Source organism: Micromonospora sp. CPCC 206171 (assembly GCF_036906755.1).
Classification (GTDB): domain Bacteria; phylum Actinomycetota; class Actinomycetes; order Mycobacteriales; family Micromonosporaceae; genus Micromonospora; species Micromonospora purpureochromogenes.
In genome coordinates, this window is record NZ_JBAKHT010000011.1 from 71279 (window position 1) to 85507 (window position 14229).

Annotated in this window: 12 protein-coding genes; 5 read left to right on the top strand and 7 right to left on the bottom strand. The window is 74.1% G+C overall.

Annotated elements, in window-relative coordinates; genetic code table 11:
* Positions 1-200: 200 nt before the first annotated feature.
* Positions 201-1025 (top strand): SigB/SigF/SigG family RNA polymerase sigma factor, encoded by an 825-nt coding sequence (locus V6U89_RS15280; protein WP_442933929.1) that lies wholly within the window; start codon positions 201-203, stop codon positions 1023-1025.
* Between the two features lie 302 nt (positions 1026-1327).
* Here the strand turns inward: V6U89_RS15280 and V6U89_RS15285 are convergent, their stop codons facing one another.
* The 3 genes from V6U89_RS15285 to V6U89_RS15295 are packed head-to-tail and all read right to left on the bottom strand — an operon-like array spanning position 1328 to position 4119.
* Positions 1328-1921 (bottom strand): GNAT family N-acetyltransferase, encoded by a 594-nt coding sequence (locus V6U89_RS15285; protein WP_334571694.1) that lies wholly within the window; start codon positions 1919-1921, stop codon positions 1328-1330.
* A complete protein-coding gene (locus V6U89_RS15290; RefSeq protein WP_334571696.1) occupies positions 1918-3441 on the bottom strand; it encodes an APC family permease in 1524 nt (507 codons plus the stop codon). The genes V6U89_RS15285 and V6U89_RS15290 overlap by 4 nt, the downstream gene beginning before the upstream one ends.
* 51 nt (positions 3442-3492) lie before the next feature.
* Positions 3493-4119, bottom strand: coding sequence for a GOLPH3/VPS74 family protein (locus V6U89_RS15295; protein WP_154938990.1), 627 nt, complete (start codon positions 4117-4119; stop codon positions 3493-3495).
* A 144-nt stretch (positions 4120-4263) separates the two neighbouring features.
* Here V6U89_RS15295 and V6U89_RS15300 point away from each other — a divergent pair, with 144 nt between their 5' ends.
* From V6U89_RS15300 to hrpB, 3 genes are read left to right on the top strand one after another with little or no spacing between them, the layout of a single operon-like run.
* Positions 4264-5106 (top strand): helix-turn-helix domain-containing protein, encoded by an 843-nt coding sequence (locus tag V6U89_RS15300; RefSeq protein ID WP_334571697.1) that lies wholly within the window; start codon positions 4264-4266, stop codon positions 5104-5106.
* Positions 5107-5146: 40 nt separating this feature from the next.
* Positions 5147-5347 (top strand): DUF397 domain-containing protein, encoded by a 201-nt coding sequence (locus V6U89_RS15305; protein WP_334571699.1) that lies wholly within the window; start codon positions 5147-5149, stop codon positions 5345-5347.
* 24 nt (positions 5348-5371) lie between these two features.
* Entirely contained in the window at positions 5372-7885 is a 2514-nt protein-coding gene (gene hrpB / locus V6U89_RS15310) for an ATP-dependent helicase HrpB (RefSeq protein ID WP_334571878.1), read from the top strand.
* Positions 7886-7897: 12 nt separating this feature from the next.
* On the opposite strand, the gene V6U89_RS15315 is transcribed toward hrpB, so the two are convergent.
* Positions 7898-8623 (bottom strand): PP2C family protein-serine/threonine phosphatase, encoded by a 726-nt coding sequence (locus tag V6U89_RS15315; RefSeq protein WP_334571701.1) that lies wholly within the window; start codon positions 8621-8623, stop codon positions 7898-7900.
* Positions 8624-8867: 244 nt separating this feature from the next.
* Between V6U89_RS15315 and V6U89_RS15320 the strand changes: the two genes are divergently transcribed.
* Positions 8868-11477: a glycoside hydrolase family 9 protein gene (locus V6U89_RS15320; RefSeq protein WP_442933930.1), complete on the top strand. Its 2610-nt coding sequence runs from the start codon at positions 8868-8870 to the stop codon at positions 11475-11477.
* 139 nt (positions 11478-11616) lie between these two features.
* Here the strand turns inward: V6U89_RS15320 and V6U89_RS15325 are convergent, their stop codons facing one another.
* From V6U89_RS15325 to V6U89_RS15335, 3 genes are all read right to left on the bottom strand, one after another.
* Positions 11617-12006, bottom strand: coding sequence for an Imm32 family immunity protein (locus V6U89_RS15325; protein WP_334571703.1), 390 nt, complete (start codon positions 12004-12006; stop codon positions 11617-11619).
* Between the two features lie 66 nt (positions 12007-12072).
* Entirely contained in the window at positions 12073-12585 is a 513-nt protein-coding gene (locus V6U89_RS15330) for a GNAT family N-acetyltransferase (protein ID WP_334571705.1), read from the bottom strand.
* A 271-nt stretch (positions 12586-12856) separates the two neighbouring features.
* Positions 12857-14137, bottom strand: coding sequence for a snapalysin family zinc-dependent metalloprotease (locus V6U89_RS15335; RefSeq protein ID WP_442933931.1), 1281 nt, complete (start codon positions 14135-14137; stop codon positions 12857-12859).
* Positions 14138-14229: the final 92 nt, after the last annotated feature.

The window sequence follows — 14229 nt, forward strand, 5'->3', positions numbered from 1 at the left end:
ACCCGGTAACGGTGATCACAAACCCGCGAGTTTATGCCCGTTACACACCTTTGATGGCTCAAAATTACTTAAGTACATCGTCCTTTCGGCTAGATTTCGTCAAGCCGATCAGGCTAAGGTGAGTCCCGAACGGACCATCTGAAGCTAAACCAAAGCGTCACGTCTTTTTGTCCGCGGACGAGGTGCAGGGAGGACCACCCATGACCGCGCCAGCGACCACCGAGCAGCCGGCCACCGCCGCGCCGACCACCGAGAAGCTGGACCCGCGCGCGCTCACCGACAGCGCCGCCGACCTGCTCAACGCGATGGCCGCGCTGCCCGCCAGCCATCCGTCCCGCGCCGCGATGCGGGACCGGGCGATCGAGGCCTGGCTGCCGCTCGCCAACCACCTCGCCCACCGCTACAGCGGTCGTGGCGAGCCCACCGACGACCTGGCGCAGACCGCCGCCGTCGGCCTGATCAAGGCGATCGACAAGTTCGACCCCTCCCGCGGCGTGGACTTCGCCGGCTACGCCATCCCGACCATCATCGGTGAGCTCAAGCGGCACTTCCGCGACCGCACGTGGGACATCCGGGTGCCTCGCCGCCTCCAAGAGCTGCGGCTGGCCATCTCCGACGCCAACAGCTCGCTGCTGCAGACCCTCGGCCGGTCGCCGACGGTCGCCGACATCGCCGCCCACCTCAAGCTGACCGAGGAAGAGGTCCTGGAAGGCCTGGAGGGCGCCCGCGCGTACAACGCGGTCTCGCTGTCCACCCCGACCGGCGACGGCGACCGGGCCACCGAGCTGGGCGACATGCTCGGCGGCGAGGACAGCGAGTTCGAGCTGGCCGAGCTGCGGGTGGCCCTCGGCCCGGCGCTCGCCACGCTCGACGAGCGCGAGCAGAAGATCCTCACCCTGCGCTTCTACGGCAACCTGACCCAGTCGCAGATCGCCGAGCAGATCGGCGTCTCGCAGATGCACGTCTCGCGGCTGCTGGCCCGGGCGCTGACCAAGCTGCGGGGTCAGCTCGACGGAACCTACTAGGGTGCGCTGACGGCGGCCGGGTCGGCGGACCCGGTCACCGTCGCGTCCTTCGGGCCCGGTCGGCGGTTCGCCGACCGGGCCTTTCCGTGCCCACACCCCCGGCACCGCCTTTCGGTTCGGCGGCGTGTCGCGGGTCAGGACAGGCCGGCACGCGGGCGCGCATCCGGGGCACGTTCCGCGCCCACGCTTTGGAGCGTGTCGGGGTGTCCGGGGCGGCGGATGCCCCGACACGCCGCAAACCGCGCCGGGTACCGCGAAGGCCGACGCCGCTGATCGCCGGCGCCGGCCTTCGGGTACCGCGCTCAGTGGCTGCCCGGCGCCCGCCACATCGGGTAGAACGGGGAGCCGTCGGGCAGCCGGAACGGCTCGCCGACCCGGTAGCCGTGCCGCGCGTAGAGGTCGCGGCTGCGCTCGCTGCTCGCCTCCAGGTACGCCGGCACACCGGCCGCGTCCAGCGCCGCGTGGTGGTGCCGCAGCAGGGCGGTGCCGACTCCCCGCCCCTGCCGCTGCGGGACCACCGCCAGGAACGCCAGGTGGTGGTGGTCGTCGTGCGGGTGGTGCGCCTCGAACAGCGTGTCGAGGTGCTGGAACCGCTCGGTCCACTCGCCGCAGGCCGCGGCCAGCCGCTCGTCGTAGTCGGCCGGTGGCGGCGCCGGGTCGCCGGACTGCGGGAACCAGACGGCGACGCCGGACCGGTCGGCGGTGGCGTGGACCAGGCCGTGCCGCATCGCGTGGTCGACCAGGATCTCGAAGTTGTCCGCCAGCACGGCCTCCCGCTTCGCGGCGTCCGGCACCAGCCACCGCGTCGCCGCCAGCTCGTGGAACGCGCCGGCGATCCGCTCGGCGACCGCCCGGGTCTCCGCCGGCCCGAGCCGCTCGACGACCAGCCCGGTCACCGCCGTACCCCCGCCCCGGCCGGCGTCGGCTGGCCCGGCTCCGGCAGCACGGCCGCCGCGGCGCTCTCCGCGCCCAGGCCGATCCGCGCGTACACGTCGGGTCGGCTGCGCCGCAGGATCACGCCCCAGAGCACGCCGAGCAGCGCGGCGACCGGGTAGACCGCCGGGATCGCCCAGCGCAGCGGGGAGTCCGGCGCGACGCCGAGCAGGTTGGCGAAGTTGTCCAGCGCCACCACGATGATCACGGCCAGCGCGACCGCCGCCAGGCCCGGGGCGATCGCCCGCCGCCACAGGGTCTCCCGCACCCCCTGCCGGCCGAAGAACGAGATCACCGCGACCGAGGTCGCCGCGATCAGCAGCAGCACGCCGAAGCCGCCGCCGGTACCGGCCCAGTAGAACAGCTTCAGCACCGGGTCCCAGCCGTTCACCGCGTACAGCACGATCACCAGCAGACCGAGGACGCTCTGCGCGAGCGACGCCACCCGGGGCGACCCGGTGCGCGGCGAGGTCTGCCCGAACGCGGCGGGCAGCACCCGCTCCCGGCCGAGCGCGAAGGCGTACCGGGCGGTGGTGTTGTGGAACGAGATCATCGCGGCCAGCACCGAGGTCACGAAGAGCGCCTGGCCGATCAGCACCGCGGTGTCGCCGAGGTGCTCGCCGGCCAGGTTGAAGATGAGCAGGACGCTGTCCTGGCCGGCCCGCTCGGCGATCCGGTCCGGCCCGGTGGCGACCGTCATCGTCCAGGACGACAGGGCGTAGAGCGCCGCGATGATCGCGACCGAGAGGTAGGTGGCCATCGGCACCGTCCGGCGCGGGTCCTTGCTCTCCTCGCTGAACACCACCGAGGACTCGAAGCCGACGAAGCCGGTGATGGCGAGCACGAGCACCGCCCCGGCGCCCGGCACGAAGAGGTTCTCCGGCGACAGCGCGGCGACGCTGACCTCCCCGCCGGCCGGGTGGGTGAGCTGCGCGAGGTCGTAGACGACGATCACGGCGATCTCGGTGACCAGCAGCACCGCCAGCACCAGCCCGTTGATGTCGACCCGCAGCAGGCCCAGCACGGCGACCAGGCCCCAGGCGACCAGGGCCACCACCCACCACTGCGGGTGCCCGCCGAAGAGCCGGTCGAGCACCGGCTCGGCGGCGATGCCGATGGTGCCGTAGAGCCCGACCTGCAGGGCGTTGTACGCGATCAGCGCCACCCAGGCCGCGCCGACGCCGGCCGGCCGGCCCAGCCCGCGGGAGATGTACGCGTAGAACGCGCCGGCGTTGGCGACGCGGCGGGCCATCGCCACGTAGCCGACGGAGAAGAGCACGAGCACCGCCGCGACCGCCAGGAAGGCCAGCGGGATGCCGGTCACGCCGGTGACCGCGTACCCGGTGGTGACCACCCCGGCGACCACCGTGAACGGCGCGGCGGCGGAGAGGACGAAGAAGATGACCGAGGGGACGCCCAACCGGCCACGGGCCAGGGCGTCGGAGACGTTGCTGGGGCGTTCCAGCGTCGACGTGGGAGACATGGGGGGCGGCTCCGGTTCGAGGGGGGATGAGGGGGATGGTGGTGGCACAGCTCAGGGAATGCCGCGCAGCACGGCCGCGCCGACCGCGGCCTCGGTGTGCGCGACGAGTTCCCGCAGCGGGGCGGGCAGGGCGGGGATGAGCACGCCGAGCCGGTGGTGCGCCCGGGGTCCGGCGCTCCAGAGCACCTCCCGGCTCAGCCCGGCGGCGCAGACCAGGCCGAGCAGGACGGCGTCCGGCACGCCGGGGGGATCCGGCCGTTCCAGCAGGGCGCGCAGCCGGGTGGCCGGCCAGGCCACCACGTTGAGGTCGATCGGGACGTAGCTGACGCTGGTGCGCAGCAACCGCCGGCTCTCCTGCCGGCGCAGCACCCCGGCGCGGGCCAGCCGCTCCCCCACCGACGTGGTCGCCGTCTGGGCCAGGAAGCTCAGCCAGGTACGCACCGACTGGTGCTGCGACTCGCCGATCAACTGGTCCAGCACGGTGTGCGCCAGGGCGTCCGGCGGTGGCCGCCGGTCCAGCACCGTGACGAGCCCGCCGGAGACGGTGATCTGTCCGAACAGGATCAGTTCGCCGAGGAGGGCGCCGGCGAGCCCCAGCCCGGTCGCGGCCGGGTGCAGTTTCGCCTTGCCCCGGCTGTCGTTGTGGGCGATGAGGAAGAACTCGTCGGCGATGAGCAAACGAGCCTCCAACGCGGGTTGTCCACATGTGATCGACGCCGGGTGACAGGATGCCCGCACCCTCCGGCCATTGCAACTCCCGGATTCGACGGTTGCACTCCGTGCTGGCGCGACCTGCGGATCTTGCCGTGCCAGACTCAGAGGGTGACCGCCAGCCCCACCGTCCGCCGCCGCCGGATCGCCCGTGAACTTCGTCAACTGCGCGAGCGTGCCGGCATGACGCTCGACGTCGCCGCCCGCCAGCTCGACATGTCCAAGAGCAACCTGTCCCGGATCGAGAACGCCCAGATCGGCATCAAGCCGCGCGACGTGCGCGCCGCCCTGGCGCTGTACGCGGTCACCGGCGCGGACGCGGAGGCGCTGATCGAGATCGCCCGCGGGGCGCAGCAGCGCGGCTGGTGGCAGAACTACAGCGACGTCCTGCCGGAATGGTTCGAGTTCTACGTCGGACTGGAGGCCGAGGCGGCGACGCTGCGCACGTACGAGGCGGAGTCGGTGCCCGGTCTGCTCCAGACCGAGGCGTACGCGCGGGAGATCTACCGGCGCACCGCGGGCGAGGAGGGGCTGGAGCGCAAGGTGGCCGCCCGGCTGCGGCGGCAGGAGGTGCTGCGCCGGGAGTCGCCGGTCCAGCTCTCCGTGGTGCTCAACGAGGCGGTGCTGCTGCGCCCGGTCGGCGGCGCGGCGGTGATGGCCGAGCAGCTGACCCACATGGCCCGGATCGCGCAATCACCGAACGTGACTATTTACGTACTTCCATTCATGGCCGGGGCGCATCCGGCGATGAGCACCCCGTACGTCATCCTGCAGTTCCCCGACGCCGCCGACGCCTCCGTGGTCTACCTGGACAATCTCACGATGGGGCTGGCTCTGGAGGATGCCGGTCACGTGCGCGGGTATAGCCTTGTGCACGAGGAGCTGTGCCGCATGGCACGGGATCCGGCGGACTCCGTGGCTCGCCTGGAGGCCGCTTCTCGTAACTTTGCGTGACCGCATCGCGGCATGCCGGCAGAAGACGAGAGGTACGGGGATGACCGCGCTCGACCTGGCCCGGGCGGACTGGCGCACCAGCACGCGCAGCAGTGGCAACGGCAACTGCGTGGAGGTCGCCACCGTCGACGGTCGGGTCGCCGTCCGCGACAGCAAGGACCGGAGCGGGCCGGTGCTGGTCTTCCCGTCCGCGACCTGGGTCGCCTTCGTCACCGGCGTCGACGCGGTGCGCCCCGGCTGACCGCCGGGTGCCACAGTGGGCACCGTGCTCTCCGACGTACCCCTGAGACTGCCGGTCAGTCCGGTCCTGCCGGCGCTGGTCGCGGCGCTGGCCGAGGCCGGCGGCGCGGTGCTGGTGGCGCCGCCGGGCACCGGCAAGACCACGCTGGCGCCCTTCGCGGTGGCCGACCGGGTCGACGGCCGGGTGGTGGTGGCCCAGCCGCGTCGGTTGGCCGCCCGCGCGGCGGCCCGCCGGATGGCCGACCTGCTCGGCGAACGGGTCGGCGGGCGGGTGGGGTACGCGGTGCGCGGGGAACGCCGGGTCGGCCCCGGCACCCGGATCGAGGTGGTCACCACCGGCCTGCTGGTCCGCCGGCTGCACCACGACCCGGAGCTGCCCGGGGTCGGCGCGGTGCTGCTCGACGAGGTCCACGAGCGGCAGCTCGACGCGGACCTGGCGCTGGCCTTCGCGGTGGACTCCCGAGCCGCCCTGCGCCCCGACCTGTGGCTGCTGGCGATGTCCGCGACGCCGGAGGCGGACCGGTTCGCCGCGCTGCTCGGCACGGACCGGCCGGTCCCGGTGGTCCGGGCCGAGGCGGCGCTGCACCCGGTCACCCGGATCTGGGCGCCCCCACCCCGGCCGGTGACCCCGCCCGGCGCCGGTCGGGTGGACCCGGCCCTGCTCGACCACGTGGCGGCCACCGTCCGGCGGGCGCTGCACGAGCGCGACGGGGACCTGCTGGTCTTCCTGCCCGGGGCCGGCGAGATCGCCGGCGTCGCCCGGCGGCTGGCGGACCTGACCGACCGGGTGGCCGTCCTGCCGCTGCACGGGCGGCTGCCCGGCGCCGCGCAGGACGCAGCGCTGCGGCCGACCGACCGCCGACGGGTGGTGCTGGCCACCTCGGTGGCCGAGAGCAGCCTCACCGTGCCCGGCGTCCGGGTGGTGGTGGACGCGGGGCTGAGCCGGGTGGCCCGCACCGACCTGTCCCGCGGCCTGGGGGCCCTGGTCACCGTCCCGGTCTCCCGGGCCGCCGCCACGCAACGCGCCGGCCGGGCCGGGCGGGAGGCACCCGGCCACGTCTACCGTTGCTGGTCGGCGGCCACCCACGAGCGGCTGGCCGCGCAGCCCGAGCCGGAGATCGCCACCGCCGACCTGACCGGCTTCGCCCTGGAGCTGGCGGCCTGGGGCAGTCCGGACGGCACGGGGCTGGCCCTGCCCGACCCGCCGCCGCCGGCGGCGCTGACGGTGGCCCGGGAGACACTGACCAGCCTTGGCGCCGTCGACGCGGACGGCCGGATCACCGCGCGGGGCCGGGCGATCGCGGCGGCCGGCGCCCATCCCCGGCTGGGCCGGGCCCTGCTCGACGGCGCGCCGCGGGTCGGCGCCGACCGGGCGGCGGAGCTGGTCGCGCTGCTGGCCGAGGAGGGCCTGACCGGCCGGGACGACGACCTGGTCGCCGCCTGGCGGCGGCTGCGCGGCAACGCCGACCCGGGGGCCACCGCCCGCTGGCGGGCCGAGGTACGCCGGCTGCGCGCCGCCCTGCCCACCGCTCCCGGTGTCGGGGGCCGCGCCCACCTGCCCGACGACCTGGCCGCCGGGCTGCTGGTGGGGCTGGCGTACCCGGAACGGCTGGCCCGGGTCCGCCGGGCCGGCGGACGGTCGTACCTGATGGCGGGTGGGACCGCGGCGGAGCTGGCGCCCGGGTCGGGGCTGGCCGGCGTCGACTGGCTGGCCGTCGCGGTGGCCGACCGGTCACCCGGCGCGCCGACCGCCCGGGTGCGGCTGGCGGCGGGGCTGGACGAGGCGACCGCCCGGGAGGCGGGCGGACCGCTGCTGCGCGAGGCGCGGGAGGTCGGCTGGGTCGACGGTGACGTGGTGGCCCGGGAGGTGGCCCGGCTCGGTGCGATCGAGCTGCTGACCCGCCCGCTGGCCCGGCCGGAGCAGACGTTGCTGGCGGCGGCGCTGCGCGACGGGCTGCGCCAGGAAGGGCTGTCGGTGTTGACCTGGACGCCGGCGGCCCGGGCGCTGCGGCAGCGGCTGGAGTTCTGCCGGCGGGCGCTCGGCGACGAGTGGCCCGAGGTCACCGACGACGCCCTCCTCGCGGCCGCCGACGACTGGCTCGGCCCGGAGCTGGCCGCAGCGCGACGGCGGGCCGACCTGGCCCGGATCGACGTGGCCGCCGCGCTGCGCCGGCTGCTGCCGTGGCGGCAGGCGGCCCGGCTGGACGAGCTGGCGCCGGAGCGGATCGAGGTGCCCAGCGGCTCGAAGATCCGGGTCGACTACGCGGACCCGGCGGCGCCGGTGCTGGCGGTGAAGCTCCAGGAGACGTTCGGCTGGCCGGCCGCGCCCCGGATCGCCGACGGCCGGGTGCCGGTGCTGCTGCACCTGCTCTCCCCGGCCGGCCGGCCGGTGGCGGTCACCGCCGACCTGGCGTCGTTCTGGCGTACCGGGTACCCGCAGGTCCGCGCCGAGCTGCGCGGCCGCTACCCGCGCCACCCGTGGCCGGAGGACCCGGGCAGCGCCACGCCCACCCGGCACGCCACCCCCCGGCGCCGCTGAACCGGCTCCGGCTCACTCCTCGACGATGTCGGCGATCAGCACGGTGACGTTGTCCGGGCCGCCGGCCCGCAGCGCGAGGTCGATCAGACGGCGGGCGCACAGCTCCCGGTCGGCGGTCTCGGCCAGCACCTCGGCGAGGGTGTCCGGGCGGACCACGTTGGAGAGTCCGTCGCTGCACAGCAGCCAGCGGTCCCCCGCCCAGGGGACCATCGTCGCGTACGCCGGGGAGACGTCCTCGCCCTGCAGCGCCTGGGTGACCACCGCCCGCCGGGGGTGGCTGGCGGCCTCTTCGGGGCCGATCACGCCCTGGTCGACGAGCATCTGCACGAAGGTGTCGTCCCGGGTGATCTGCTTGAGCGTGCCCTCGCGGAACAGGTAGGCCCGGGAGTCGCCGATGTGGGCCAGCGCGAGGCAGCTGCCGGTCCGGGAGAAGAGCAGGGCGGTCAGTGTGGTGCCCATGCCCTGTCGTTCCGGATCCTCGGCGACCGCCTGGCGGATCCGCGCGGTGGCCAGCTCGATCCCGCTCTGCAGCGCCGCCACCAGAGCGTCCTCGGGGGTCTCCACGTCCAGGGGGGCGATCGCGTCGATGGCGATCCGGCTGGCCAGGTCGCCGGCCGCCATCCCGCCCATGCCGTCGGCGACGGCGACGAGCCAGGCACCGGCGTGCAGGGCGTCCTGGTTTCCGCTGCGGATCAGCCCACGGTCGCTCGTCCCGACGGAACGAAGCTTCAGGGTCATGGGAGGCAGCCTGCCAGGCGAAGGGCGCTGTTGTCTCTAGGAGATCAGGAGGACGGGTCGTGGCGCGGCGAATCTCACTGTCGTTCACGTTCCTGGCGGGCCGTCGGGCGCGGCCGGCAGGTCATCCAGCCCGATCAATTGACACGGACGAGATGCACTGGAAACATCGGGGCATTGCTGGGAGCGCTCCCAGACATCGCTCTCCCTCGACCCCCACCGCTTCCCCGCCCCGGAAGGAATCCCCGTGATCCCAATCCGACGCCGCCACCTCGCGTTGCTGGCGGCGACCGCCCTGGCCCTCACCGGCGCCGGTGCCGGCGTGGCCCACGCCGAGGTCCCGCCGGACGCCCCCGAACAGCTCAGCAACGGCGACTTCAGCGCCGGTGTCTCCCCCTGGTTCTCCTACGGCACCGGCGCGCTGGACGCGGCCGACGGCCGGCTCTGCACCACCGTCCCCGGCGGTTCGGCCAACCCCTGGGACGCCGGCATCGGCCAGGATGGGGTACGGCTCAACGCCGGTGCGGAGTACCGGCTCGGCTTCGACGTCTCCGCCACCCCCGGCGCCGCGGTCAAGGCCGTCCTCCAGCTCGGCAGCGCCCCCTACACCACGTACGCGGCCGTGGGCGCCACCGCCGGCCCGGAGAGCACCCGGGTCGAGCAGAGCTTCACCGTGCCGGACGACAACCCCGCCGCGCAGCTGATCTTCCAGGTCGGCGGGTCCGCCGCCGAGCAGCGGATCTGCCTCGACAACGTCTCGCTGCGCGGCGGCGAGGCGGCCCCGCCCTACCAGCCGGACACCGGCCCCCGGGTCCGGGTCAACCAGGTCGGCTACCTGCCGGGCGGGCCGAAGAACGCCACCGTGGTGACCGAGGTGACCGACCCGCTGCGCTGGGAACTGCGCTCCGCGGCCGGCGCGGTGGTGGCCAGCGGCGAGAGCACCCCGCGCGGGGTGGACGCCGCCTCCGGGCAGCACGTGCAGACCGTCGACTTCTCCGCGTACCGCACGCCGGGCACCGGCTACACGCTGGTCGCCGACGGCGAGACCAGCCACCCGTTCGACATCTCCGGCGGCCGCTACGACCGGCTGCGCGCCGACTCGCTCCAGTTCTTCTACGCCCAGCGCAGCGGCACCCCGATCGACGGCGACCTGATCGGCGCCGAGTACGCCCGCCCGGCCGGCCACGTCGGCGTCGCACCCAACCAGGGCGACACCGAGGCGCCCTGCCAGCCCGGCGTCTGCGACTACTCGCTCGACGTGCGCGGCGGCTGGTACGACGCCGGCGACCACGGCAAGTACGTGGTCAACGGCGGCATCGCCACCTACCAGCTGCTGAACACCTTCGAGCGGACCAAGACCGCGGAGACCGCCGACGGCGGCGCGGCGCTGGGCGACGGGACCCTGCGGGTGCCCGAGCGCGGCAACGGCGTCCCCGACGTGCTCGACGAGGCCCGCTGGGAGCTGGAGTTCCTGCTGCGCATGCAGGTGCCGGCCGGTCGGCCGCTCGCCGGGATGGCCCACCACAAGATCCACGACCGGAACTGGACCGGGTTGCCACTGGCCCCGCACGAGGACCCGCAGCCGCGCGAACTGCACCCGCCGTCCACCGCGGCCACCCTCAACCTGGCCGCCGTCGCCGCCCAGTGCGCCCGCCTCTTCGCCCCCTACGACGCGGCCTTCGCCGCCCGCTGCGGCACCGCCGCGAGGACCGCGTACGCGGCCGCCAAGGCGCACCCGGCGCGCTACGCCAGCGCGGCCGACGGCACCGGCGGCGGGGCGTACGACGACACCACCGTCACCGACGAGTTCTACTGGGCGGCGGTCGAGCTGTACCTGACCACCGGGAAGAAGGCCTACCTGGACGACGTGACCGCCTCGCCGCACCACACCGGCGACGTCTTCGCCGCCGGCGGGGCCTTCGGCTGGCAGAGCGTGGCCGCCCTCGGCCGCCTCGACCTGGCCACTGTGCCGAACGGCCTGCCGGCCGCCGAGAAGGCCCGGATCCGCGCCTCGGTGACCAAGGCGGCCGACCGGTACCTGGCGGTGCTGCGGGCCCAGGCGTACGGCCTGCCGCTGCCCGCTGACGCCGGCAACTACGTGTGGGGCAGCAACAGCAACGTCGTCAACAACGCCATCGTGCTGGCCACCGCCTTCGACCTGACCCGGACCGCGACCTACCGGGACGGGGCGGTGCAGGCGACGGACTACCTGCTCGGCCGCAACGCGCTCAACATGTCGTACGTGACCGGCTGGGGCGAGCAGCACGCCCGCAACCAGCACAGCCGCATCTTCGGCCACCAGCTGAACCCCGACCTGCCGAACCCGCCGGCCGGTTCGCTGGCCGGCGGCCCGAACGCCGCCCTCCAGGACCCGTACGCCGCCCAACTGCTCGCCGGCTGCAAGCCGATGTTCTGCTACGTCGACGACATCAACTCGTACGCGACCAACGAGGTGGCGATCAACTGGAACTCGGCGCTGGCCTGGCTCGCCTCGTTCCTTGCCGACCAGGGCGACGCCGGGGCGGTACCGGCGCAGAGCTGCGCCGCCACGTACCAGGTGCACGGCGCCTGGCCGGACGGCTTCAACACCCAGGTGACGATCCGCAACACCGGCCCGAGCGCGGTGAACGGCTGGACCGTCCGGTACGCCTTCACCGGTGACCAGAAAATCGAGCAGGCGTGGACGGCCCAGGTCAGCCAGTCCGGCGCCACCGTGACGGCCCGGAACCTGGCGTACCACGGGAAGATCCCGCCGGGCGGCAGCGTCACCTTCGGCCTGCTCGGCAAGGCCGGCACCCTCGCCAACCCCACCCCCAACCTGATCACCCTCAACGGCGCCGCCTGCACCCTGTCCTGACCCCTCATTCCGGCACCCCAGGCGCCGGTCAAGATCCGCGCAGTTTCACGGAAGGAGTGGCCTCCCGGCCTCGGAAGGCCACTCTTTCCGTGAAACTGCCGTCAATCGCAACCGGAGTGCAGCGTCGGCCGAGTGGGCGTCAGCGGGTTGGCATGGCGCCGTGCGGGCTGTTGACGACCAGCGGCACCGATCCCTCGGCCAGGTACCAGTGCCCGGGGTGATACTCGACGTGCAGGTGGCCGCCGTCCTCCGCGTCCGCCATGGCCCGCACGTTCTCCGCCAGCACCGCCAGCTTCGCCGGGTCGCCGCTCACCCGGAGCCTTCCCGCCGCCACCTCGATCAACACCGCCCGCCCCGGTACGGCGGCCACCTCGACCGCCGCCAACGCCACCTCGCCGTCGCCGCTTCCGCCGCCGGCGGTGGCGCGCGTCCCCGCGCCCGCGGCGATGACGTCGGCAAGCCGGTGGTAGTCCGCGGAGGAACCCGAGAGGTCCAGCTCGCGGAACGCCGGGTAGAACAGGATCTTCATCGGGGCGATGGTGTCCCACCGCCCCCGCAGCCGCAACCCGGGTCGGCCAGCGGCGGCCACCGCCCGCTAGCCCGTCGCCCGGCGCATCGCGACCCGGTCGCTCATGTCGAGGCCGAGCGCCGCCTCGGCCGCCAGCACCTCCGCCAGGCCGGGGCCGACCTGCGCCGATGACAGCGCGACGAACCCGCAACGGGCGTAGTACGGCGCGTTCCACGGCACGCTGCGGAAGGTGGTCAGGGTCAGCGCCGGCAGATTCCGCTCCGCCGCCCAGCCGGCCACGTGGTCGAGCAGCCGCCGGCCGACGCCCCGGCGGGCGTGGGTAGGGTGGACGCTGATCTGCTGGACGTGGACGCAGCCGTCGACCAGGTGCGCCACGGCGAAGGCGATCGGCTGGTCGTCCGGCCCGACCGCCACCCAGACCCGACCGGCCCGCTGGCACTCGCCGAACACCTCCAGGTCGAGCGGCGGCGCGTCGGCGATGTCGACCATGCCGATCTCCCGGAACGGCGCGCCGGAGGCCACCTCGATCCGTTGCAGGTCGACGAGTTCATCCGCCCGGGCCGTTCTGACCTTCTCCACGACCCAGACCCAACCACCCGTGGCGCGGTTTCGCCCACCGAGTTTCGCGCCGCCCAGCCGACCCGGCCCGTCAGCGGCCACGCCGCCCGACCCGCCAGCGGCCGGGCCCGCCCGACCCGGACTGCCAGGCCCGTGCTCGACCGGTGGCAGCCGGGCCGAACCGGACCGGACCACCGCGACCGTCTCCGGAACGGCGGCGGTCGGGGCGGCCCGGTGGGGCGTCCGCGCCCGCTGCGGTAGGAACGGACGCCCCGGGGTGTACGGGTCGTACTCAGGCGGGCAGGCCGCCCACCTGGGTGTTGATCCAGGAACGGATCGACGGCAGGTCGACGTAGATGGACGGGCCGGTGGCGCAGGTGGGGTTGTTGTTCCCGGCCCGGCTGGTGGCGCCGATCAGGTTCCACACCCCGTTGATCCGCCGCACCTGGGGGCCGCCGGAGTCGCCGTAGCAGGCGCCGGAGTTGCCGTTCGTGTTGTTGGTGCAGATCTCGTACGTCGCGTTGATGCCGCTGCACCGGCTGTCCGCGACGATGGAGGTGTCGAGCTCGTTGGCGACCGCGGGCGCGGAGCCGCAGCCCCGCTGCGGGCAGGTCTGCCCCCAGCCGATGATCCGGGTGGCCGTGCCGACGGCGCCGGAGGTGCCTGGGATCGGCGCCGGGGCGTAGCTGACCGGGCTGGCCAGTTGCAGCAGCTTGACGTCCACCGACGGGTGGCTCACCGCCCGGGTCACCCGGACCACGGTCCCGCCGGTGGTGCGGTTGACGCTGCCCACCCGCACCGACGACGGGGTCGAGCAGTGCCGGGCGGTGACCGCCCAGTTCACCTTGATCAGCGTCCCGGTGCAGCCGGAGACGTAGACCATCCACGGGTAGTTCTCGCTGGCCGGGCGGCCACCGACCACGAACGGCCCGGGGTCCTCGGCGCCGGTCCAGGTGTAGCTGACCCCGGTGGTCGGCGCGGTGAGCGTGCCGCCGAACAGCGAGTTGACCCGGGATGCCTCGGCGGCGCTCGGGTACGCGTTCCTGCAGGACACCGGCGCGCTGCTGCCGGACATCAGGTCGGAGCAGAGGCCCGTACGCCGGTCGGGCAGGCCGAGGATGTGGCCCATCTCGTGGGTGGCGATCCGGGTCCGGTCGTACCCCTGGTTCACCGCCTGCCGGCCCATCCACACCCGGCCGGAGCCGAGCCCGGTCGGCTGCGCCCGGGGCCAGCCGTCGTCGACGTAGATGGTGACGTTGCCGGGCGTGCGCGGCGCGAGCCGGACGGTGCTCACCGAGCTGTTCCAGATCGTGGCGGCCTGGTCGAAGTTGGTGCGGAACTCACCGGCCCGGCTGGCGTCGTAGTAGACGGTCCGGGCGGCCGCCGAGGCCGCCGTCGCCTCGACCGCCACCAGGCCGAGCGCCGCCAGCACCATCGCGAGCAGGGCGCCCGCCGTACGGGGAAGACTGTGTCGTCGGAACATCCGACCTCCCATCAATAGATGTCCATTGATGCTAGATGCATCGATGGGTATCTGTGGAATACCGGATTCGTCATATGGTGGCCGTGGCATCGTCGGCGGGCAGTCGAGGTGGGCGAAAGCTCCGGGTATCGCGCGATCCTGGTTGGCGGATCCGCGCCATGGCAGAACACCGTCGTCACCAG

Bases quoted from the DNA above. Each gene is read 5' to 3' on its own strand.
- V6U89_RS15280 (WP_442933929.1), top strand. From the start codon at position 201: ATGACCGCGCCAGCGACCACCGAGCAGCCGGCCACCGCCGCGCCGACC.
- V6U89_RS15290 (WP_334571696.1), bottom strand. From the start codon at position 3,441: ATGTCTCCCACGTCGACGCTGGAACGCCCCAGCAACGTCTCCGACGCC.
- V6U89_RS15305 (WP_334571699.1), top strand. From the start codon at position 5,147: ATGACCGCGCTCGACCTGGCCCGGGCGGACTGGCGCACCAGCACGCGC.
- V6U89_RS15315 (WP_334571701.1), bottom strand. From the start codon at position 8,623: ATGACCCTGAAGCTTCGTTCCGTCGGGACGAGCGACCGTGGGCTGATC.
- V6U89_RS15325 (WP_334571703.1), bottom strand. From the start codon at position 12,006: ATGAAGATCCTGTTCTACCCGGCGTTCCGCGAGCTGGACCTCTCGGGT.
- V6U89_RS15335 (WP_442933931.1), bottom strand. From the start codon at position 14,137: ATGCCACGGCCACCATATGACGAATCCGGTATTCCACAGATACCCATC.